This is a genomic window from Xylanibacter oryzae DSM 17970 (assembly GCF_000585355.1).
GTDB classification, from domain to species: Bacteria; Bacteroidota; Bacteroidia; order Bacteroidales; family Bacteroidaceae; genus Prevotella; species Prevotella oryzae.
Genome location: NZ_KK073873.1, coordinates 1,525,339 through 1,548,151, shown reverse-complemented (window position 1 = coordinate 1,548,151; position 22,813 = coordinate 1,525,339). Strand labels below are relative to the sequence as shown.

At 39.6% G+C, this 22,813-nt stretch carries 15 protein-coding genes; 5 read left to right on the top strand and 10 right to left on the bottom strand.

The window, feature by feature from the left end:
• The first annotated feature begins 11 nt into the window (after window positions 1-11).
• Window positions 12-1,508, top strand: coding sequence for a complex I subunit 4 family protein (locus tag XYLOR_RS06350; protein WP_036877872.1), 1,497 nt, complete (start codon window positions 12-14; stop codon window positions 1,506-1,508).
• A 42-nt stretch (window positions 1,509-1,550) separates the two neighbouring features.
• Window positions 1,551-2,984, top strand: coding sequence for an NADH-quinone oxidoreductase subunit N (locus XYLOR_RS06345; RefSeq protein WP_036877870.1), 1,434 nt, complete (start codon window positions 1,551-1,553; stop codon window positions 2,982-2,984).
• Window positions 2,985-3,367: 383 nt separating this feature from the next.
• On the opposite strand, the gene XYLOR_RS06340 is transcribed toward XYLOR_RS06345, so the two are convergent.
• The gene (locus XYLOR_RS06340; RefSeq protein WP_051508910.1) at window positions 3,368-4,765 is read right to left on the bottom strand and encodes a DUF5723 family protein; all 1,398 of its coding nucleotides are present in this window, start codon (window positions 4,763-4,765) and stop codon (window positions 3,368-3,370) included.
• A 27-nt stretch (window positions 4,766-4,792) separates the two neighbouring features.
• Window positions 4,793-6,583, bottom strand: coding sequence for a hypothetical protein (locus tag XYLOR_RS06335; RefSeq protein WP_036877868.1), 1,791 nt, complete (start codon window positions 6,581-6,583; stop codon window positions 4,793-4,795).
• Window positions 6,584-7,685: 1,102 nt separating this feature from the next.
• On the opposite strand from XYLOR_RS06335, the gene XYLOR_RS13310 reads away from it, so the two are divergent.
• Window positions 7,686-8,888, top strand: coding sequence for a PAS domain-containing sensor histidine kinase (locus tag XYLOR_RS13310; protein WP_051508909.1), 1,203 nt, complete (start codon window positions 7,686-7,688; stop codon window positions 8,886-8,888).
• A gap of 79 nt (window positions 8,889-8,967) precedes the next feature.
• On the opposite strand, the gene XYLOR_RS06325 is transcribed toward XYLOR_RS13310, so the two are convergent.
• Genes XYLOR_RS06325 through XYLOR_RS06310 form a run of 4 tightly spaced genes read right to left on the bottom strand, consistent with a single transcriptional unit; the run spans window position 8,968 to window position 13,315 of the window.
• A complete protein-coding gene (locus tag XYLOR_RS06325; protein ID WP_036877866.1) occupies window positions 8,968-10,125 on the bottom strand; it encodes a sodium ion-translocating decarboxylase subunit beta in 1,158 nt (385 codons plus the stop codon).
• 4 nt (window positions 10,126-10,129) lie between these two features.
• The gene (locus XYLOR_RS06320) at window positions 10,130-10,576 is read right to left on the bottom strand and encodes a biotin/lipoyl-containing protein (protein WP_036877865.1); all 447 of its coding nucleotides are present in this window, start codon (window positions 10,574-10,576) and stop codon (window positions 10,130-10,132) included.
• Between the two features lie 50 nt (window positions 10,577-10,626).
• Window positions 10,627-11,583: an OadG family protein gene (locus XYLOR_RS06315; RefSeq protein WP_036877864.1), complete on the bottom strand. Its 957-nt coding sequence runs from the start codon at window positions 11,581-11,583 to the stop codon at window positions 10,627-10,629.
• 43 nt (window positions 11,584-11,626) lie between these two features.
• Window positions 11,627-13,315: a putative transporter gene (locus XYLOR_RS06310; protein WP_036877863.1), complete on the bottom strand. Its 1,689-nt coding sequence runs from the start codon at window positions 13,313-13,315 to the stop codon at window positions 11,627-11,629.
• 231 nt (window positions 13,316-13,546) lie between these two features.
• On the opposite strand from XYLOR_RS06310, the gene mutA reads away from it, so the two are divergent.
• Both mutA and scpA read left to right on the top strand, forming a co-directional pair.
• Complete coding sequence (gene mutA / locus XYLOR_RS06305) at window positions 13,547-15,400, top strand: methylmalonyl-CoA mutase small subunit (RefSeq protein ID WP_036877862.1); 1,854 nt, start codon at window positions 13,547-13,549, stop codon at window positions 15,398-15,400.
• On the top strand, window positions 15,397-17,541 hold the full coding sequence (gene scpA / locus XYLOR_RS06300) for a methylmalonyl-CoA mutase (RefSeq protein ID WP_036877861.1): 2,145 nt from the start codon (window positions 15,397-15,399) through the stop codon (window positions 17,539-17,541). Before mutA ends, scpA begins: the two co-directional genes overlap by 4 nt.
• 188 nt (window positions 17,542-17,729) lie before the next feature.
• On the opposite strand, the gene XYLOR_RS06295 is transcribed toward scpA, so the two are convergent.
• From XYLOR_RS06295 to XYLOR_RS06280, 4 genes are all read right to left on the bottom strand, one after another.
• Window positions 17,730-18,992, bottom strand: a complete 1,263-nt coding sequence (locus XYLOR_RS06295) for an MFS transporter (RefSeq protein ID WP_036877859.1) — start codon at window positions 18,990-18,992, stop codon at window positions 17,730-17,732.
• 42 nt (window positions 18,993-19,034) lie between these two features.
• A complete protein-coding gene (locus XYLOR_RS06290) occupies window positions 19,035-19,403 on the bottom strand; it encodes a YccF domain-containing protein (RefSeq protein ID WP_036877858.1) in 369 nt (122 codons plus the stop codon).
• An 8-nt stretch (window positions 19,404-19,411) separates the two neighbouring features.
• A complete protein-coding gene (feoB, locus tag XYLOR_RS06285) occupies window positions 19,412-21,958 on the bottom strand; it encodes a ferrous iron transport protein B (RefSeq protein WP_036877855.1) in 2,547 nt (848 codons plus the stop codon).
• Between the two features lie 142 nt (window positions 21,959-22,100).
• Entirely contained in the window at window positions 22,101-22,805 is a 705-nt protein-coding gene (locus tag XYLOR_RS06280; RefSeq protein WP_036877854.1) for an ABC transporter ATP-binding protein, read from the bottom strand.
• Window positions 22,806-22,813: the final 8 nt, after the last annotated feature.

The window sequence follows — 22,813 nt, the reverse complement described above, 5'->3', positions numbered from 1 at the left end:
ATTAGATAAAAATGAGTATATTAAGTCTATTCGTATTAATCCCTGCACTGATGTTGCTTTGCCTATGGCTGTCTCGCAACCTTAATCAAGTGCGTGGTGTGATGGTTGTAGGAGCCAGTTTACTATTGGCCCTTTCTATCTATTTGACTATCGATTTCATCCAACAGCGTCATGCCGGCAATACTGATCCTATGCTATATGTATACAGTGTCGCTTGGTTTAAACCATTAAACATTTGCTATTCAGTAGGTATAGATGGTATTTCTGTTGTTATGCTTCTACTTTCAAGTATAATTGTATTTACAGGAACATTCGCTTCTTGGCAGTTGAAACCTCTTACTAAAGAATATTTCCTTTGGTTTACACTTCTTTCTACAGGTGTATATGGGTTCTTTATATCTACAGACATGTTTACTATGTTCATGTTCTATGAGGTAGCCCTCATACCGATGTACCTTCTTATTGGTGTATGGGGTAGTGGACCAAAAGAGTATGCGGCTATGAAACTTACTCTTATGCTTATGGGTGGTTCTGCGTTGCTTATTCTTGGTATCCTTGGTATCTACTTCTTCAGTGGAGCTACTACAATGAATATATTGGAAATTGCAAGTGGACATCTAATGCCGAAGAATATGCAGATGATATTCTTCCCATTTGTATTTGTAGGGTTTGGAGTACTTGGTGCTTTATTCCCATTTCATACATGGTCTCCTGATGGTCATGCTTCGGCCCCGACAGCAGTATCAATGCTTCATGCCGGAGTACTTATGAAACTTGGAGGTTATGGATGTTTTCGTATTGCAATGTTCCTTATGCCTTATGCGGCTAAAGAATTAAGTTGGATATTCTTGATCCTTACAACTATATCTGTAGTTTATGGAGCTTTGTCAGCTTGTGTGCAGACCGACTTGAAATACATTAATGCCTATTCATCAGTAAGCCATTGTGGACTGGTTTTGTTCGCTCTCCTTATGATGACACGCACATCTTGTACCGGAGCTGTTTTGCAAATGCTTTCTCATGGACTTATGACAGCCCTCTTCTTTGCCCTTATCGGTATGATATACGGACGTACACATACTCGAGACGTAAGAAAGTTGGGTGGATTAATGAAGATAATGCCATTCTTGGGCGTCGGTTATGTAATAGCCGGTCTTGCCAATCTAGGTCTTCCAGGTTTCTCTGGTTTCGTAGCAGAGATGACAATCTTTGTTGGTTCATTCTCTAATGCTGATGTATTCCACCGTACAGCTACTATAATCGCTTGTACAAGTATCGTTATCACTGCAGTCTACATTCTTCGCGTAGTAGGTAAAATCCTATATCAAAAAGTTGCTGATCCTGCTTATGAGAAACTTACAGATGCCACATGGGATGAGCGAGTTGCTGTTTGTGGGTTGATATTCTGTGTAGCTGGTCTTGGTTTAGCTCCATTATGGGCTAGCAATGTTATCAGTGATACAATAGGTCCTATAATCGACCATATCAATATGGTTGCAGCGCTCTAATGAGAATTAAGAAATGAGGATTGAAAATTGAAATATTAAAAAATGGATTACAGTCAATTTTTAAAAATGATACCGGAAGCAACATTGATGCTTATCCTAGTGATAACATTCATTGCGGACTTCTGTTCCAACGGTAAAGAACGTAAATGGTTTAACCCGTTGATGTGCGTATTGATGCTTGCGCAGATTATAATCAATATTCTGCCACAGGTACCAGTTTCAGCCTTCGGTGGAATGTATCAGACTACGGCTGCAGCTGGTGTCCTTAAGACAATACTTGCAGTAGGTACACTTATAGTACTCATTCAGAGTCGTCAGTGGCTTTCACGCGAAGATACAAAGAGTCGTGAAGGTGAATTCTATATGTTGATAGTCTCAACTTTGTTGGGTATGAACATAATGGTGAGTTCAGGTCATTTCCTGATGTTCTTTCTAGGTCTAGAGATGGCATCAGTACCTATGGCTTGTCTTATTGCTCTTGATAAGAAACGTAATGAGTCAGCTGAATCTGCTGCTAAGTTTATTTTGACAGCAGTATTTTCTAGTGGCGTAATGCTCTATGGTATATCATTCATATATGGTAGTGTTGGCACATTATACTTTGAAGATGTAGCCACAGCATTAGGAAACTCACAAAATATGGCTCTTAATATTATGGGCATGGTCTTTTTCTTCAGTGGATTAGGATTCAAGATAAGCCTTGTTCCATTCCATTTTTGGACAGCAGACACATATCAGGGTGCTCCAACAGCCGTTACCGGATATCTTAGTGTAGTTTCTAAAGGTGCTGCAGCCTTTGCGCTTGCAATGATCCTTATGAAAGTCTTCGCTCCTATGTCAGAGTATTGGCAGTATATGCTTGATATTGTTGTTGTATTGAGTATAACAATAGCCAACCTATTTGCTATCCGTCAGAAAAATCTTAAGAGATTCATGGCTTTCAGTTCTATCAGCCAGGCAGGATATATTATGTTGGCTGTTATAGGCAATAGTGCGATGGGTATAGCATCTCTTTCATATTACATATTAGTTTATGTTGCAGCCAACCTTGCTGTATTTGCAATAATCAGCGTGGTGGAGCAGAATAATAATGGAAAAGTTGATATTGATGATTACAATGGATTTTACCAGACTAACCCTAAATTGTCATTCCTTATGACATTAGCATTGTTCTCTCTTGGAGGTATTCCTCCATTTGCGGGAATGTTCAGTAAATTCTTTGTCTTTATGGCAGCTCTCAATGTTAAGAGTTTCTGGGTATATCTTGTAGTATTTATAGCATTGGTTAATACAGTAGTGAGTCTTTACTACTATCTTATTATTGTTAAAGCTATGTATATTAACAAGAATGAGGCTCCTTTACCAACATTCAAGAGTGACTTTAATACTAAACTAGCTTTGTTCATATGTATGGCCGGAGTAGTACTCTTTGGAGTTTGCAGCTTTATTTATGACTGGATTGCAGTAGCAGCGTAATATGTTATATATAGCAAAAGAAGCTTCCCGCGAGGGGAGCTTTTTTTATTTTATACGGATTTAAATATAAATGGAATGTATTTGTAATATTCTTTTTTGAACTTTGCACTTGTAATGAATAATACAGCTAAATAGAAAAGATAGTGCGCTGTCTATTACTTATTATGTGTGGCAAGTTTATTCATTTTTACTTTTGTAACTTGTAACTTTTGTAACCATTTTTGTCTTTACTGATTTCAGTAGACAAATTGTCTTACCTGAAATTGTTAGAAATAGCGTTTGTTACAAAAGTCTGATAGGTGTGTTTATCACAGACTTAATATAGACTTTAACTAATGACGAGGTGGTCAAGTATATACTGACCACCTCGTATTTTATTTGTTTTACCAAGTAATATTAAATCCAAACGATGCACTAGCATTTGAACTAAGCGGTATATATTCTTTGCTACATTTTCCAATTACATGATCCATACCGATAAATAAGTTTATACCTTTGGGGTGAATATTAAGAATCCAGCCCATACTCGTCGTAAATGTGTTGACTGCCACATTTACGCCACCATCAAGCCATTTTACAGGAGCTATATTTGCGCTCAGTCTTCCTTCTGTCCATGAGTACTTTCCATTTATCCTCTGACTTCCAAGTAATCCGAATGTGAGCTTGCGGTATGCAGGAAGTGAGTACTCACAACCTATATTAGCTGTAGCTCCTATGTTAGTCTTTCTTCTTCCTTTATCTCCTTTATCTTGAAGATTCACAAAGTCTGCAATCTGATCACTGTATTTGTCAGTCTGGTTGTCTATAGGATTTGTTCCATTTGATTTTACTGAAACATCATGGAATCCGTCGAATGTAAATGACTTATTGCTATTTTCAGCACTCATGTTATTCGACCAGTTTATGAAGCCTAAGTCAAGTAGTGCTGCACTTAATGTAAAGGATTGACTTACTTTGTATACTCCACCTAAATCTGCTGCGATTCCGAAACCGCCAAGTCCTGCACCATTTACATCCACATCATTAATGCGCTCGTATGTACCTGTTGAAGATTTATAATCTTTAGTTTCACTTTTATATTTGAATCCTTTCATAGACACGTGAGCCTGTGCATCACCATTTATTGTCCATTTATTGCTGTTCTCTAAGTCTGCAGTAACATTTTTGAATTTGAAAGAAGCATCAGCTATACCGAACAGCAATTTTATTTTGGCACCAATACGCAGTCTTTTTCCAATATTGTGAGAGTGACCGAATGCAACTTCTGCATAGCTGAGAGCTTCCATATTTATGTCTCCAATATTATAAGTTTTATTGCCTGTGTTTTTTGCGAACTCAAATAATTCGTAAGGTAACACTCCTGCTACATTTGTACGTGAATTTACTTCTATAGTATTATATCCATTAAAAGCCTTAAAACCAGTAGACAATATGGCGATCGAAAGCTCACTGCCTATAATGTTATTACCTTTGTTGAATCCACTCAATCCATCTTTAATGTAAGGATTCATAAATGTTGTTTTCTTTTTGTCACTTTCTGTTGGGTACATCGGATTGTCAAAGACAATATCTTCATAACCGAAATTGCCCATGGTCTTGACATTGATATTACCAATTCCCGGGAAAGATACATAGTTCTGATCATTCCCGAATGCAGGGTTTAGGTCATGTCTGTATTTGTAATCGTTGGTGAAGTAAGCTGAATTGAGTCCCTGAGCCATTGATGCAGAAGAAATCATTGCCATTGCAGCAATATATATGTATTTATAATTTTTCATCATGTGTTCCTATTTATCGTTTTAAGCAGTCTATTCGAAGTCGGCAATAATCTTACCATAAATTTTTGCTTTGATATTTTTAAGTAGTAGTTTTTGGTAATAAGCATTTATAGTTACCCCTTCAACAGCAGAGTGTCCCTCTGCCTGTGCTGCCCCTGTAGCTTTGAATATTATGCCATCAAGATTCTTGAAAGCATTCTTCTTGTTCTGTGTGATGTTAATAACCAACTGTGTAGTACCAGCCTCCTTTGTTATCGGATTATATGCAGGTACTGTAGGCTTGATTTCTATACTTATGTCACTATTGCTTATCGGTTGCTTGTTTACATCAATAGCCTGCGCTGTAACCGAAAGATATACTGGTACCTGATTTACAACATCAGCAGAAAACTGTACCTTATTATCTATGCTTAGTTTTTTCACATCCTTGTTCCATCCGTCGAGAGTGTCATTGTATACTATCTTTGCATCTGAAGAGAAAGCCAGTGGGGCCTCCACTTTATAAGTAGGTTTTACCGTATATATCTTACCCATTTCTATAGTCGATGTAATGCTCCCGTCTCCCTTAGCCGTTATGTTACCGAATGTAATGGACTTTGGGATAGACTTTATTATGTCTGAAAGATTCGGAATCTCTACAACCTCATCATATTTATCTGTCAGAGCTGCTTTGTTTTTGCAGATACATACCTTGGTAGTAGTATTTGCATTTACGCTGAATTGAGGTACATTAACGGACACGTCAGGTTTGCCATCATATTTTGATGTTAGAGTACCACTAATAAGTCCTTTTAGAGGTAAGTCGGATTGCACGTTAAGTATTATGGTCGGATTGTACAAATCCATATTTACAGCATTGTCATTCAGAAAATCAGGTATATTATTCAAGTCCACTTTACCTATATTATCAAAGTCGATAGATGGACTGAATTTACCTGTAGCTCCAGATATGCTCATGTCGTCTATTTCCATAATACCACTTATTACGCATGCAGAAGGTACAATAGATGCGGTTATGCCCGAAGTGTCAAACGTTCCGTTTATGTCTACATTACCAATAATGTTTATGCTTTCACCTTTTGTAAAATTTATTTTATTGTTGGCATCGATGTTTTCTTGTGCATTCATGTTCATACCCTTAACAGACAATGATATAACAATATTATTAGCAGTAGGCACATCCGTCAATGTTATCTGGTTGTTCGCATTAAGACTTACCGGCTGCCCGTTATATTTTGCAGAACCTATGTCCATAAATCCTGGTAAAGTGAATACCAGACTGTTTAGTTTGCTTATATTCCTTTTTAGTTCGGATGATAACGACAGTGTTACAGTAATATTGGAATTGACGTTCATGTAATCAAGAGCAAGAATGGCAGATGGCACATTGCTGTACGAATAATTGAATGCCGTAATCTTACCGTTAAAAGATGCTGTTGATATATTCGATCTTAATGAGTGGCTCTTTGATAGATAAGAGCTAAACATAGAAACAGTGTAAGTGTTGATGCTATGCGATTTGATACTTACCTTATTAATAGTTGGGTTGGCCGCTGCTATATCATTATTTTCTTTATTGAATACATAATCTCCATTTCCCAATATACTTACGCAGTCACTATTGTCAAGTTTTAGTACGTCATTCAATTTTATTGAATCTGTTGAACTATTTCCAGGGAAACTTATTGAATCGCTACCGAATCCTAATGTAGCGTCAATATTAGATAAATCAAAATCAGAATTTCTACATCCCTCTGTAGAAAAGCATAAAAATGCCAATATTCCAATACCGAATAATTTGTAAAGTTTCTTATCTTGCATTTTATAAAATTAAGTAATATTTGTTTTCAGAGTATAAAGGTATAAATAATATTTAAGACTTTTTTAGTCTTTGTTTATTTTAACACTTATAAGTCTTATTTTTAGTGATAATGTATACTATTTGTTTTATATTTCTTGATATAGTTGTATTTTACCTCAAAAAAGGATTATAACGAACTTAAATTATGCTGTGTAATAAATAAGTTTATATTATTTTTTACGTCACTGAAACCTTAATATAGCGATATATTAGGGCTTAGACTATTATAATTTAATGTTTATTTTTTTTAAGTTATTTGTATTTTGCTTTCAGCTGGCACTTAAGGTGCTGATTATCAGTTTGTAAGGCTGAAGGCAACTTCTAATGGACGTTTTTTGTCCGTCACTTGTGCGTTTTCATTGTGTCCTTCCGAGTGTCGTTATTCATTGTCCTAAAAATTAGTTCTTTAAAAAGACAATAAATATTTTATAAAAGGACTCTTTTCAATACATAGAGCAATGCTTTTTTATGCCCGTAGCAGTTCTTTACTAACGTTCGACCTAGGTCGAATGATCATTTGACGTAGGTCGCACGATCGTTCGACTAATATCGAAAGTTATCAGAGGATAGCTTTTATTAATAAATATGCGTGCATTCTAAGCACATTAGTTTAGCTTTATTTACAGATTATCTATAAATATTTTTCAAGATATTAACGATCTAATATACAAAAAGGGCCAATTGTCCTATAGTAGGCGTATTCCGAACAAGTAAAGATACTTTATCGTGATATAATCCAGACTTATCCATCAACAACTGGTTATATCGCGAGTCAGGAAGTTGCCTTCAGTCGTACAAACTGATAATCAGCATATTAAATTCCGGTTGAAGGCAAAATAAAAAACATTTTACGGGAAAACATAAAAGAAAAATCATAAATATGGACATCAATACTGATTGTCAAATACATATTTATTAAAAAATCTATATTACTTACATTATAATATAGCTATTAACAAAAATTGTGTACGATAGTTAAAATAAACAAATAAAGTGTATAAATTATACTAATCAATAGATTTATTAGGTATATTTGCGAGTAATAACCTACGAATAATTAATATGATAAAATACATTATACTTATACTCCTTTTTTTGCTTTGCATATTATGCATATTGATATTGGTCAATCGCAAAAGAATTAATAGAGATAGCGTAGAGAGTTTTGAACTTCTGCTCAAGTATAAGACTATATTTGACAATGCACTTACAGGCATACGTCTATATGATAATAATGGCTATCTTATTGAAGCTAATGAACTCTCTTGCAGTATTTATGGTATTTCGAAAGAGGAACTGTTTAAAGCAAACACATGTATTTTTGATAATCCTGTATTTTCAAGCATCATAGACCGTGAACATCCCGAAGTATTCAGCGGAGTTCTTGAGAATGACTATGATAAACTTATGAATAATTCATACTTCACAATGGGTTTACCAAAGGGCATACATTATACAGAAACACATATCAACCCTGTTTACGATTACGACGATAAACTAAAGTTTATCGTCGTAACTTTTCGTGATGTAACAGAAACGGTAAATGCTCATAAACAGTTGGAAGTGGAAAAGGACAAAGCTCAGGCATCTGACCGTCTTAAATCGGATTTCCTATCTAATATCAGTCATGAAATAAGAACACCGCTTAATGCCATTGTAGGATTCTCTGATGTTATTTGTAAATTCAATCCTAAAAACCAGGAGATGAAGAAATGCCAGGATATGATAAACCATAATAGTAAGATACTACTTAACATTATCAATAATATTCTGGAATTGTCTACTATAGAATCAGGTAATATGGAACTTGATGATAAAAAATTCAATTTGTCGGAAATGTTCAATACTGTATATTCATCATTAAAACTCCAAAATCCTAATCCGACTGAAATAATATTCACATGCGAAGTGCCTGTTGACGAATGTAATATCATAGCAGATAAAAATCAACTTAGACAACTGCTTATTCATCTTGTGCATAACTCGTTTAAGTATACACAGAGGGGATGTATAAGAATGTCTTATGAGATAAATCCTGATGGCATAACTGTTATTGTATCTGATACCGGTGTTGGCATACCTGAAGAAAAGATTAAGAGGATATACAATAGGTTTGATAAACTTGATTCTTTTAAGCCCGGCACTGGACTCGGTCTTTCCATATGCAAGGCTCTTGTTGATAATATTGGTGGTAAAATTGATGTATCATCTGTGGTAGGGAAGGGTACAACTTTCAGAATTTGGTGTCCTATAGTATCTGATTAATACTTTAAACAATATAAAATAAGTCCCGGACTGATTAATTTAGTCCGGGACTTGCTTAATTTCTATACTTTATATATCTCTATGACAGGAATCCCAACAGTGCACCTGCAGCTACCGCCGAACCGATTACACCTGCTACATTAGGTCCCATCGCATGCATCAACAAGAAGTTGTGACGGTCATATTCCAGTCCTAAGTTGTTGGATATACGGGCACTCATAGGTACAGCACTTACACCGGCATTTCCAATAAGCGGATTCATCTTTTTAGATATAGGCAAGAATATGTTCATAAACTTGACGAACAGTACTCCGCTAGCTGTAGCTATAATGAATGCCATAGCTCCGAGAAAGAATATCTTTATTGTGTTTGATGTAAGGAATTCGCTGGCCTGTGTACTGCAACCCACTGTAAGACCAAGTAAAATAACGACAATATCGTTGAGAGCATTGCCGGCAGTCTTTGCCAAACGTGTAGTTTTACCAGACTCCTTAAGCAGATTACCGAAGAACAGCATACCCAGAAGTGGCAGACCTGAAGGTACTATGAATGTAGTAAGCAAAAGTCCCATTATCGGAAATAGAATGCGTTCTGTCTGGCTCACCTTACGGGCTGGCTTCATATGCATTACACGTTCCTTCTTTGTAGTTAGAAGACGCATCAGAGGCGGTTGTATTACAGGGACAAGTGCCATATATGAATATGCGCATACAGCGATAGCGCCCATAAGATTAGGACTCAACTTGCTACTTAAGAATATGGCAGTAGGTCCGTCTGCACCTCCGATGATAGCAATGCCGGCAGCCTGATTAGGTTCAAAACCTAAAGCCAGAGCTATCATGTAAGCACCAAATATGCCGAACTGTGCAGCTGCACCAACCAGAATCAATTTAGGATTGGATATTAGTGCCGAGAAGTCGGTCATTGCCCCTATACCCAAAAATACGAGTGGTGGATACCATCCCTCACGCACGCCCTGATAGAAAATGTTAAGTACTGAATTATCTTCGTAAAGACCAATCTCCAGTCCTGCGTCTGCACGGAAAGGAATATTTCCTAGAATGATCCCCAAGCCAATAGGGACAAGCAGTAATGGCTCGAAATCGTGCTTTATGGCGAGCCATATGAACAGCGCGCCTATACATATCATGAGAATATTACCATATGTGGCATTAGCAAAGCCTGTATAGGTAAGAAACTCATTGAAGTTTTGTGTTATAAACTCTGTGAATCCCATAGTCTTATCCTATTGTTAGCAATGCGGCTCCTTCCATCACCGTATCACCATTGTTTACTGATATTGATGTTATAGTGCCACTTGTTTCTGCCTCGATGTTGTTTTGCATCTTCATAGCTTCGAGCACTATTACCACGTCTCCTTCTTTCACTGTGTCGCCTACTTTTACCTTTACTTCGGTTATAGTGCCCGGCAGAGGCGAACTTACTGGTGTGCCACTACCGGTAGGAACGATTACAATAGGTTTATCTTCTTCCGGCTGAGCAGAAACTGCTGCCGGTTTATGAGGTTCTACATGTACATGTTGAGGTTTGGGAGTATTATGAATAGCCTGTTTCAGTTCCACCTCAAATGGAATACCATTTACAGATACTTTAGCGATATTGCCTTCAATATCCTGAATGTCAACATCATAATCTACTCCTTGTACTTTATATTGATATTTGCTCATGGCTTTTTGGTATTAAATAGTTAAATATAAATTCACTGTTATCTTAGCAATTAATCCGTAAAGTGGATTAATTCCATAGCCTCGTCGTTCCAGCCGGTATGCTTTGGTCGAATTGTTATGATGCCACTTTCAACATCATGTACATCATCCTGATATTGTTTTAAGGCCATAGCTATTACAGCAATGTAAATCTCCTTGTCAATACCATTGGATTTCAATCCATCCTGTGATATAATGCCCGTCTTATTATCAGTGTCAAAAACAGCTCTTATAGGTTTGGCGTTAACAATATTTTTTGCTTTAGCCTTGCGCTCCATTACAATACCAAAGATGCGGAAGAATGCATACATGAGGAACAAGCAAAAGAACACGATGCCCATAGCCAGTACTGTGATGCCAAGACCATAAGGATCCTGACGTTTCACCTTAGCTACTTTAGATTCGCTTGTGCGGATGTAATTGCTGATTCCGGGAGTTACGCTGGCAGAGTCTTTCTTTTCCCATTTAGCCGCCCCGTCGTGAATACGTGCATAAGATTCGTTGCGATCTAGTGGCGGCACTGTTACAGAGTCTACTATATCAGTGGCATTACCATCATAAAGAGCAATCCACAAAGGTTTTTGGGAATTGATCTTAACAGATAAGTGCAACGAGCCTTTGGCAGGATTGCTGTTGCAATAAAATAATAAATGTTGGCGGGCAGTAAGATTAGTACGCACCTCTTCATTAGGTATCATACTCATCTTCGTGATACGCTCGGAAACAGTCATGTTAGGATTAAGAACGGACCGGTCGGTAGTAATGTACATGCCGCGTACATTAAAGGTAGAGAAAGACGCATTTGCTATCTCTACCCAAGCCTCACGTTGTCCGAATTCATCCTGCACACCAGACGTATTCTTTGTCAGCACTTCGTTGATTTTGATGTTTGTGGCCTTTTGACCGAACATCAGCGAAGTGGATGACAACAGAAATACCCCTAGTAGTAATCCGAATTGTTTCTTCATGTGTTTAAAATATTATATAAGTGTTATTAAGGTCAGTCTATTTTTATGCTCCGCAGCAGAACAAGATTATGAGCTGTGCTGTAAGAATCCTTAGGAACATGCTCAAAGGATAAACTGTAGAATAACTTACAGCCGGAGCCTCTTTAGAACAAGTGCCGTTGGCATAAGCCAGTGCAGGTGGGTCTGTGCATGTACCGGCAATGAGTCCCATTATGGTGAAGTAATTAAATTTATATTTCATCCGGGCTATCACCCCTATTATCAGAATAGGTATAACTGTAATCAAAAAACCGGTATAAACATATTTGATGCCATCACCTTGTACTACAGTCTCCCAAAATCCCGCACCGGCTTTAATACCGACACTGGCAAGGAAGAGTACCAGTCCTATTTCTCTTAACATCATATTGGCACTAGTAGTTGTATAAGTGACAAGATGTACCTTATAACCATAGCGGCCTATCAGAATAGCAATGATAAGTGGACCGCCTGCAATACCTAATTTCAAAGGTGTAGGCATTCCCGGTATAATGATTGGAATACTTCCGAATAGTATACCGATAATAATGCCTATAAATATAGTAGCTATATTAGGAGTTTCAAGGCGCTTTATAGAGTTACCCATAGCATCAGCTGCATGGTTTACGGCATCCTCTTGACCTACTACCATCAAACGGTCACCCACCTGCATGGCAAGATTACGACTGGCAAAAAGATCCATACCCTGACGTGTGATACGAGTAACATTAACACCATATACAGATGAAAAATGCATTTGTCCCAGTGTCTTGCCATTTACAGAAGGACGGGTGATAAGAATGCGCTTGCTCACCATCGGTTGGTCTTGTTGCTCCCAGGCTACCTGTATTTGTGGACCAATGAAGGCTATAATAGCTTCAGCGTCAGCCTCCGCACATGTTACAAATATCTGGTCGCCGATTTGAAAAACAGTATCTTTTGTAGGTATACTTACATGACCTTCATGCAGTATACGTGAACATACGAAATCACGATTCAGAAAGTCACGCACCTGTAACAGAGTACGCCCGGAAAGATAAGAGTTGGTAACTTGCAAATGCATCTGATGCGGTTTTGCATGAGGATTTTCCTCCTCCTCTTCGTTCAATTGTTCCTCTTCTTTGTCGAGGCGTATACGACAGATGTATTTGATAGCTATCGTAGCACCTATCATTCCCCGTACTCCCAGAGGATAAGCACATGCATATCCTGAAGCAATCTGAGGAATATCCCCTTTAGGGAAAACGGAATTGAGAGCCTCGTTGGCTGCACCAAGTCCAGGAGTGTTAGTTACCGCACCATAAAGGGTGCCCACCATCATAGGGAGATTGTTGTGGTTGGATGTGTCGAAAAATAAATAATAACATCCGAACATTACACCGATGTTGAGTAGAATCATAGCTGTAGCAAGACAGTTTAGTGTTATGCCTCCCTTTCTGAAACTCTCAAAGAAACCTGGCCCTACTTGAAGACCGATGCAGAATACGAACAGGATAAGTCCAAAATCCTGTATGAACCCTAAAATGTTTGTAGGTGCTGTGAAACCGATGTGACCGGCTACTATACCGGCAAAAAGGACAAATGTAACACCGAGAGAGATTCCTCCTATCTTTATCTTGCCCAGATAAACGCCCAAGGCAATGACGATAGAGTATAGCAACGCGATGTGTGCTACCGAATCAGTGGTAGTAAATAGATTAATCAGCCAATTCATAACATATTAAATTTAGTACTGCAAAAGTAGGCATTTTATTGCTCATAAAATAATTTTCATGTAGTTTTTTTAGATGTTAATAAGAACTTTTGGGTTTTTAACCACTCAATATGTGTAATAGAACAAACACTTGCATTTAAAATACATGAAAATATTTGTTTTTTAGGCATTTTTCAGCTATATTTGTGCCCGAAAATTGAATAACTTATATAACAATAAAACAAGAACAGTATGTCTAACAAGGAAAAACTCTTCAAGGAGTTTAAGTCGCCCACCACTCAGGAATGGTTGGATAAGATTCAGGTGGATCTTAAAGGCGCTGACTTTAACAAAAGACTCGTATGGAGAACTAACGAAGGTTTTAATGTACAGCCTTTCTATCGTAGAGAGGATGTTTTGAAATTGAAAACTCCTGATTCATTACCAGACGAATTCCCATTTGTCCGCGGAAACAAGAAAAGTGACAACTCTTGGTACGTACGCCAGAATATTGACGCAACTGATCCTAAAGAGGCTAATGCAAAGGCTCTGGATATCCTCAACAAGGGTGTCGACTCATTGGGCTTCAATCTACCTGCCGATAACTTGAGTGGTGAATTTATCGCCACATTATTAAAAGATATCAGGTGCGATGTCGTAGAGGTCAACTTCAGTACATGCAAGCGTCATACGCTTGACTTGGCACGTATTCTGGCTTCTTATTTTGACCAGCAGGAATATGATAAAGACAAAATTGTTGGTTCGCTAGATTGGGACCCGATGGAGAAAATTATCATGAGTGGCAAGGATTCCACACAGATTCTGCCTGTTGCTTCTAAGATAGTTGAGGCTCTGAAAGATTATCCTAACGTACGCTGCATATCTGTCAACTCTGTATCGCTCAACAACAGTGGCGCATACATTGTTCAGGAACTCGGTTATGCCATGTCATGGGGTAACGAATATCTCAGTCAGTTGGTAGAAGCTGGTGTAGAACCTACTTTGGCTGCCAGAAAGATAAAATTCAATATGGGCATATCTTCAAATTACTTTATGGAGATTGCTAAATTCAGAGCAGCACGTATGCTTTGGGCTGATATTGTTAAACAATACGAACCTAAATGTGATTGTGCTTGCCGTATGTGTGTCAATGCTACGACATCCGAGTATACAATGACTCTGTTTGATACTTATGTTAATATGCTCCGCAGTCAGACTCAGACCATGAGTGCAGCCCTTGCCGGTGTACACTCTATTGTAGTTACACCATTCGACAAAACTTACGAACAACCCGATGATTTCTCAGAGCGTATAGCCCGTAATCAGCAGCTGTTGCTTAAAGAAGAGAGCCATTTTGATAAAGTGGTAGACCCTGCTGCAGGTTCTTATTATGTAGAAGAACTTACAACATCTCTTGCCAACGAGGCTTGGAAAATCTTCTTGAAGGTAGAAGACGAAGGTGGATTCCTTGAAGCAGCCAAGAAAGGCTTCGTACAGGATGACATCAACGCTAGCAATGATAAGCGTCATGCTGATGCAGCCAGACGCAAAGAGTTTATCCTGGGCACTAACCAGTTCCCTAACTTCACTGAACTTTCTGATGGTAAGAAACCGGTAGACTGTTCATATGGATGTGACCACAAAGAAGAGACTGCATTCAAGGCAATAACGAAGTCACGTTTGTCTTCAGAGTTTGAAGAACTCCGCATGCAGACAGAGAACAGCGGTAAAACTCCTACAGCATTCATGCTTACAATCGGCAGTCTGGCTTGGCGCCAGGCACGTGCTCAGTTTACTTCCAACTTCTTGGCCTGTGCAGGATATAATGTTATTGATAATCTTGGATTCGACACAGTAGAAGAGGGTGTAGATGCAGCATTGCAGGCTGGAGCAGAAATAGTTGTATTGTGCTCAAGTGATGACGAGTATGCAACTTATGCACTGCCTGCATTCAAGTACCTCAACGGCAGAGCAATGTTCATTGTAGCAGGAGCACCTGCATGTATGGACGAACTCAAGGCACAGGGTATCGAGAATTTCGTACACGTGCGCTGCAACGTTCTTGAGACATTAAAAGAGTATAACGCTAAATTGGGAATCAAATGAGAAAAGATTTTAAAAACCTAGATATTTATGCCGGTATCAAAGCCGAAAACGGTGAAAACTGGCAGAATGCTAACAATATTGCTCCCAATTGGAAAACTCCGGAGCACATAGACGTTAAGCCTACGTATACAAAAGAAGACCTTGAAGGAATGGAACACCTCGACTATACAGCCGGTCTGGCACCTTTCCTGCGTGGCCCGTACTCAATGATGTATCCTTTCCGCCCGTGGACTATACGTCAGTATGCCGGATTCTCTACAGCTGAAGAGAGCAATGCCTTCTACCGTCGTAATCTTGCCAGTGGACAGAAAGGCCTGTCTGTTGCGTTCGACCTTCCCACTCACCGTGGATATGACCCTGACAACGAGCGTGTTGTAGGTGATGTTGGTAAAGCCGGTGTGTCAATATGCTCGGTAGAGAACATGAAGGTGCTCTTCGACGGTATTCCTCTTAATAAGATGTCAGTGTCAATGACAATGAATGGTGCTGTATTGCCTATCATGGCTTTCTATATAGTAGCCGGACTGGAGCAGGGCGCCAAACTTGAAGAGATGGCCGGAACTATTCAGAATGATATTCTCAAAGAGTTCATGGTTCGTAACACCTATATATATCCACCTGCATTCTCAATGCGAATAATCAGTGATATCTTCGGATATACATCCAAATATATGCCTAAATTCAACTCTATCTCTATCTCAGGCTATCATATGCAGGAGGCCGGAGCTACAGCAGACATCGAGTTGGCTTATACTATCGCCGACGGACTGGAATATGTTCGTTCGGGTGTCAATGCCGGTATAGATATTGATGCTTTCGCACCACGTCTGTCATTCTTCTGGGGTATATCCATGAATCACTTTATGGAGATAGCCAAGATGAGAGCAGCACGTATGCTTTGGGCTAAGGTTATAAAACAGTTTAACCCTAAGAATCCGAAGTCACTCATGCTGCGTACTCACTCACAGACATCAGGTTGGTCGCTTACAGAGCAGGATCCATATAATAATATTGGTCGTACATGTATAGAGTGTATGGCAGCAGCTTTGGGGCATACCCAGAGTATGCATACCAATGCCTTGGATGAGGCCATCGCACTTCCTACCGACTTCTCAGCACGTATCGCCCGTAATACACAGATCTTTGTGCAGAACGAGACTCAGATATGCAAGGAGATCGACCCGTGGGCCGGTTCATATTATCTGGAGACTATGACCAATGAACTTGTTCATAAGGCTTGGGAGCATATACAGGAAATTGAGAAACTTGGCGGTATGGCCAAAGCTATCGAGACAGGTGTGCCTAAGATGCGTATTGAAGAAGCAGCTGCTCGTACACAGGCTCGTATCGACAGTGGTGTACAGACTATCGTAGGTACTAACAAGTATCGTCTTGACCATGAAGCTCCTATTGATATTCTTGAGGTAGACAACTCCGCAGTACGCAAACAGCAGGAAGATTCTCTGAAAGAAATGCGTGCCAGTCGTGATGATAAGAAAGTGAAAGAAACTCTTGCAGCACTTACAGAGTGTGTACGTACAGGCGAAGGCAACTTGCTCGAAAAGGCAGTAGAATGTGCCAAGGTACGTTGTACTCTTGGTGAGATAAGCGATGCCTGCGAAGTAGTTGTAGGCAGATATAAAGCAGTAATCAGAACAATATCAGGAGTGTACAGTTCAGAAAGTAAGAATGATGCCGACTTCGACAAAGCATGCGAGTTGACAGAAGAGTTTGCTAAGAAAGAAGGTCGCCGTCCACGTATCTTTGTAGCAAAGATGGGTCAGGACGGACATGACCGTGGTGCTAAAGTAGTAGCAACAGGTTATGCCGACTGCGGATTCGACGTAGATATGGGACCTTTGTTCCAGACTCCGGCCGAGGCAGCTCGTGAGGCTGTAGAGAATGATGTTCATGTAGTAGGTGTATCATCACTTGCAGCAGGTCATAAGACTCTTATTCCTCAGTTGATAGCCGAACTTAAGAAGTTGGGCCGCGAAGACATCATGGTAATTGCCGGTGGTGTAATCCCTGCACAGGATTATGACTTCCTCTACAAGGTAGGCGTAGCAGCCATCTTCGGTCCCGGCACATCAGTAGCCAAGGCCGCTGTAGCAATGATGAATATCCTCTTGGATAAATAATATCAATACGATATAACATAATAAATCCCCCACGATTCGGTTCGTGGGGGATTTTTAGTGTCTCTATTATATAAGGTACGGTAATCGGTTACATGGCTTTTTGCTTTTGTCATCACTTACTTATCCTCTGTTACTTTATGCTACCTACTTAATCAATAGTGAGAAATAAGCTAGTAATTAGACAATACTTATATTATCTTTTTAGGTTTGAAGATGGCGGCAAAGACAATACATATAAAGAGGGCGTACACCGCGAATATGGTCCATACTGTATTCCAGTTGCCCGTAGTGTATAAGTTGTCCGCCATCTTCGTCTGTACGGTAAAGCTGTTGACTGTAACCTGTGCCCATAGTGTACCTATCATTGTGCCGAATCCACCTGTCATAATCATAAACACGCCCTGGCTGCTTGCACGCATACTGCTGTCGGCCACTTCGTCTACAAATAGGGTGCCGGCAATAGAAAAGAAATCGAACGCCATGCCGTACAATATCATAGCGAAGACAAACATCCACATTCTGTCACCGGGATTGCCGAAGGCGAACATCGCGAAATGGATGGTCCATCCCAACATGGATATGAGCATCACTTTCTTTATACTGAGGTGCCTCAACATAAATGGTACGAGGAGCATGAAGAGGGTCTCGCTCATCTGTCCGAAAGACATCAATATGTTGGAATGGTTGACACCAAAGGTGCCGGCAAACTGTAATACAGTAGCAAAGCTGTTGAAAAATGGATTTGCAAAACTGTTGGTTGTCTGAAGACAGACGTTAATAAGCATTGAAAAAATAAGAAAAATGGCTAATTGCTTCTGCTTGAATAGTTTAAAGGCACTAAGGCCAAGAGTCTGAAAGAGCGACTGTCTCTCTTTTGTTTTACGAGTATGGCAGTGGGGTAGAGCATACGTGAAGAGGGCAAGCACCACACCTATTATGCCGGAAGTGACAAACTGCATCTGACTGGTCTGATATCCAAGTAGGTCGACCGCCCACATAGCGAAAATGAAACCGATAGTACCGAACATTCGTATCACCGAAAAATACTTTACAGTGTCTATATCCGCATCGCTCAGTAAATTGAGCGTAACAGAATTGTCGAGCGATATAGTGGGCATATATAAAGCTACGCTGATGCTGAACAGCAAGAACAGTATAGCGAAAGAGCTGTTGGCTCCGTTGATATATCCGTAATAAGCTATGGCAAACATCATCAGTGCTGCTATCAGATGGCAGATACCCAAGAGCCGTTGAGCCTGGATCCATCTGTCGCCGATGATGCCTATCAGTGCGGGCATGACAATAGATACTATGCCCATCATGGCATAGAAGTATCCTATCTTGTTGCCCATACCTATATTAACAAGGTATCTGCCAAGCGATGTGGAATAAGCTCCCAACACGGCATATTGCAACAGGCAGGTTATGGCTAGTTTAATCTTCAGACTCATTATTTGTGATTAATGTATTGAGCACTTAGCCCGATGACATCTCTATACTATCTGTCTGCCAAATGGAACGAGAGCTATGTGAGCTAACTTGAAGTGCTGTTTGCCAAAGGGTATGCCTACTATCGTGATGCAGAAGAGTATGCCCCAGAACAAGTGCGAGATACATATCCAGAAACCTCCTATGAATATCCATATAACATTCATCAGTGTGCTGATACATCCGCCACCGGATGGCTTTTCTACCACTTTGCTGCCAAAAGGCCACATAGCCAAGACGGCAAACTTTAATGTCTGGAGACCAAACGGTATACCTATGATGGTAATCATCAACAGGATGCTGCTCACGATATATTGGATGGCTATGATAAAGCCTCCGAAAATGAGCCAAATAATGTTTCCTAATATTTTCATACTATATATTATACGAATAAACTGCCTATCTGATATACAGATGCTGAAACGCACCATGCCAGTACGGTGGTGTAGCCTGCCGCTAACAAGGCCCACTTCCAACTGCCTGATTCGTTCTTTATGGCTGCTATTGTGGCTATGCATGGGAAATAGAGCAAGACAAACAACAGGTAACAGAAGGCAATCAGTGGTGTGATGCCGTCTTTACTCATCTGCTTGTACATATTGGCATATTTGGCCGAGTCGTCATTGCCTTTATCTGAATAATTACTCTTATCAGAGTAAAGGACTCCCATTGTTGAGGCTACAATCTCTTTTGCGCCCACACCGGCAACGAGGCCTACATCCAGTTTCCAGTCGAAACCTTGAGGGGTGAATACAGGGGCAATGACTTTGCCAATCTGTCCGATATAACTTTGTTCTTGTTGCTCTTGTGCGCTTAGTTTGTCATTATGAGGGAAATATCCTAATGCCCAGACTATTATACTTGCCACGAGGATAATACCACCCATCTTCTTGAGGTATTGTTTGCCTTTCTCCCATGTGTGGCGTCCTATAGCCTTACTCGTTGGGAAACGATACGGCGGAAGTTCCATAACAAATGGAGTGTCTTCGCCCTTTACTATCCAATGGCTGAAAATCCTACTCATGATTATGGCCATTACGATGCCTATAACATAAAGGGATATCATTATAAGACTGCGGTATTTCAGAGCAAAGAATGTGCCTGTAATCATTATATAGATGGGCAGGCGGGCTGAACAACTCATCATAGGCAGAATAAGCATCGTGATGATGCGACTGCGTTTGCTCTCTATGGTACGTGTTGTCATAACTGCAGGAACATTGCATCCGAAGCCCATGATAAGTGGTATAAATGATTTGCCGTGAAGGCCCATCTTATGCATAAGTTTATCCATTATGAATGCTGCACGTGCCATATATCCTGAGTCTTCCATGAAGGATATAAAGAAGTATAGAATAAGAATTTGAGGTAAGAAAACAATGACAGAACCGACACCTCCTATAATGCCGTCTACAACCATTGCCTTTAATGGTCCTTCGGGCATTGTGTTGCTAAGAAAACTGCCAAGGGCACTAACGCCTGCATCTATCCAGTCCATTGGATACTGACCAAGACTGAATGTGACTTGGAACATTACGTACAGCATTAAGAAGAATATAGGGAAACCTACGTATTTGTTGGTTATTATGCTGTCAAGAAGATGGGTCATCTGATACGTGTCTTGCTCTTTGCCCTCTTCATATCCTGCCTCTTTGAGCGCTCCATTGATAAATCCATACTTGGCGTCCATTATAGCAGTTTCGCTGTCTTCCTTAGTTTCTTCTTTTATTTTTTCAGCCGCAAGATCCCTGGTTTTTAGTACTTCATCACCATTGGGCAGAGTACGTACCAGACGCTCGGCGCTGGCATCCATCTCAAGCAGTTTGATGGCAAGATAACGAGTAGAGTATTTATGTCTTATCTGTTCATCATCGTGCAATTGTTTCTTAACGGTGTCTATAGCTTCTTCGATAAATCTACCGTGATTGAGGTGTATATGTCTGAATACGCTCCTGTTAGGGCGACTGCCGTGAGCGAAATCTTCAAGATGATCGCCTCCGTGTAGCTTTTCGTAGTTCTTGTGCCAGTTTTGTATATCGGCTGCAACTTCAGGGTTTATATTACCTTTTTTGTCGATGAAGTCAACTCCCTCATACATATTGATGATGGTATGGAATAGTAAGTCTACGCCTCTTCCGGTTTTAAAAACAGTAGGTATGAATGGCACACCGAACAACTGTCCTAATTTGTAGTAATCTAGTTTATCGCCACGCTGTTCAAACTCATCGTACATGTTCATGGCGCAAACCATCCTTAGGTGCATGTCAACAAGTTGGGTCGTTAGATAAAGATTACGCTCCAGATTACTTGCATCCAGAACATTTATGATGATATCAGGTGTTTTGTCTATGATTTGTTTTCTTACATACATCTCTTCAGGACTGTATGCTGATAGAGAATAAGTGCCGGGCAGGTCAACAAGATTGAACTCATAGCCTTCAAAATGTGCATGTCCCTCTTTTGCATCGACAGTTACACCTGAATAATTCCCTACACGTTCGTGCGAGCCGGATGCAAAATTAAAAAGAGATGTTTTTCCACAGTTTGGATTTCCTACAAGTGCTACGTTAATTACTCTTCTTTTTTTCATTGCCGCATCGTGCAGCTGTTTGTCAGTAAGTGGTTGCTCGTCTATATCTTCACTACTTATAATCTCAGATTTAAGGTTTGTCGTATCTTCTCCTTTTTCTAGCATTTTAGCTTCTTCAATAGAAATGATCTCTATCATGTCAGCCTCGTCATGTCTGAGAGATACTTCGTATCCCATTATTTTATATTTCACTGGGTCATGGAGTGGGGCATTAAGAAGTACTTCGATAACTTTTCCCTTTATGAATCCCATCTCAACGATGCGTTTGCGGAATCCACCATGACCCAAAACTTTTACGATAACACCTCTTTCGCCTGTCTTTAATTCTGATAATTTCATATAATATTTTTTTGCATCTTTATTCTAGTTGCAAAAGTACACAAAAAAATGGTACTTTATTGCTGTTTTCGGTGCAAGAAAATCGAAAATACCTAATAATGATGATGGTGCAAAGGGTAATTTACGGTTATCTTACAATCATTTATATGTTTTCGAAGTACTCAGTCAGTTCTTGTGATGCTATTCCTGCATCGTTAGCAAGATCTTTTATGATACGACCATGTTCAAGTAGAGCTATACGGCTGGATATGTCTATAGTGTGTGACAGGTTATGACTGCTGATAATTATTGTCGCACCTGTTGTTGCATTGTATTCCTTGAGTATTCGTTTAAGCATTGACTGTCCGGATGGATCAAGAAAATTGAACGGTTCGTCTAATATAAGTATTTCAGGTTCGTTAAGCATAGCGGCTATTATGCCTACCTTTTGTTTATTACCGGCAGACATATCTCGGATAAGTTTCTTTTTCCCTGTTACTTCACCATTCATGAAGCGTTCAAACTTGGTCAGTCTCTCTTTTAGTGTAGGCTCTTTAATTCCACATACTTTACCTATAAAAGAGAAATATTCTTCGGGGGTTAAAAATTCTATCAAGAAGGATTCATCAATATATGCACCTGTAACATTTTTCCATTCTTCAGATTCAGCGGGATTAATATCTCCTATGTTAAGAGAACCTTCATCTGCCTTTATTAGGTCAAGTATCAGACGGAAGAGTGTTGTCTTACCTGCACCGTTGTTTCCTACCATACCAAATATTTCGCCACTGTGTATAGTCAAATTGTCTATATCACAGGCAATCGTATCACCAAAAGACTTTTTTAGATTATTGATGTTGATATTCATAATGCTTC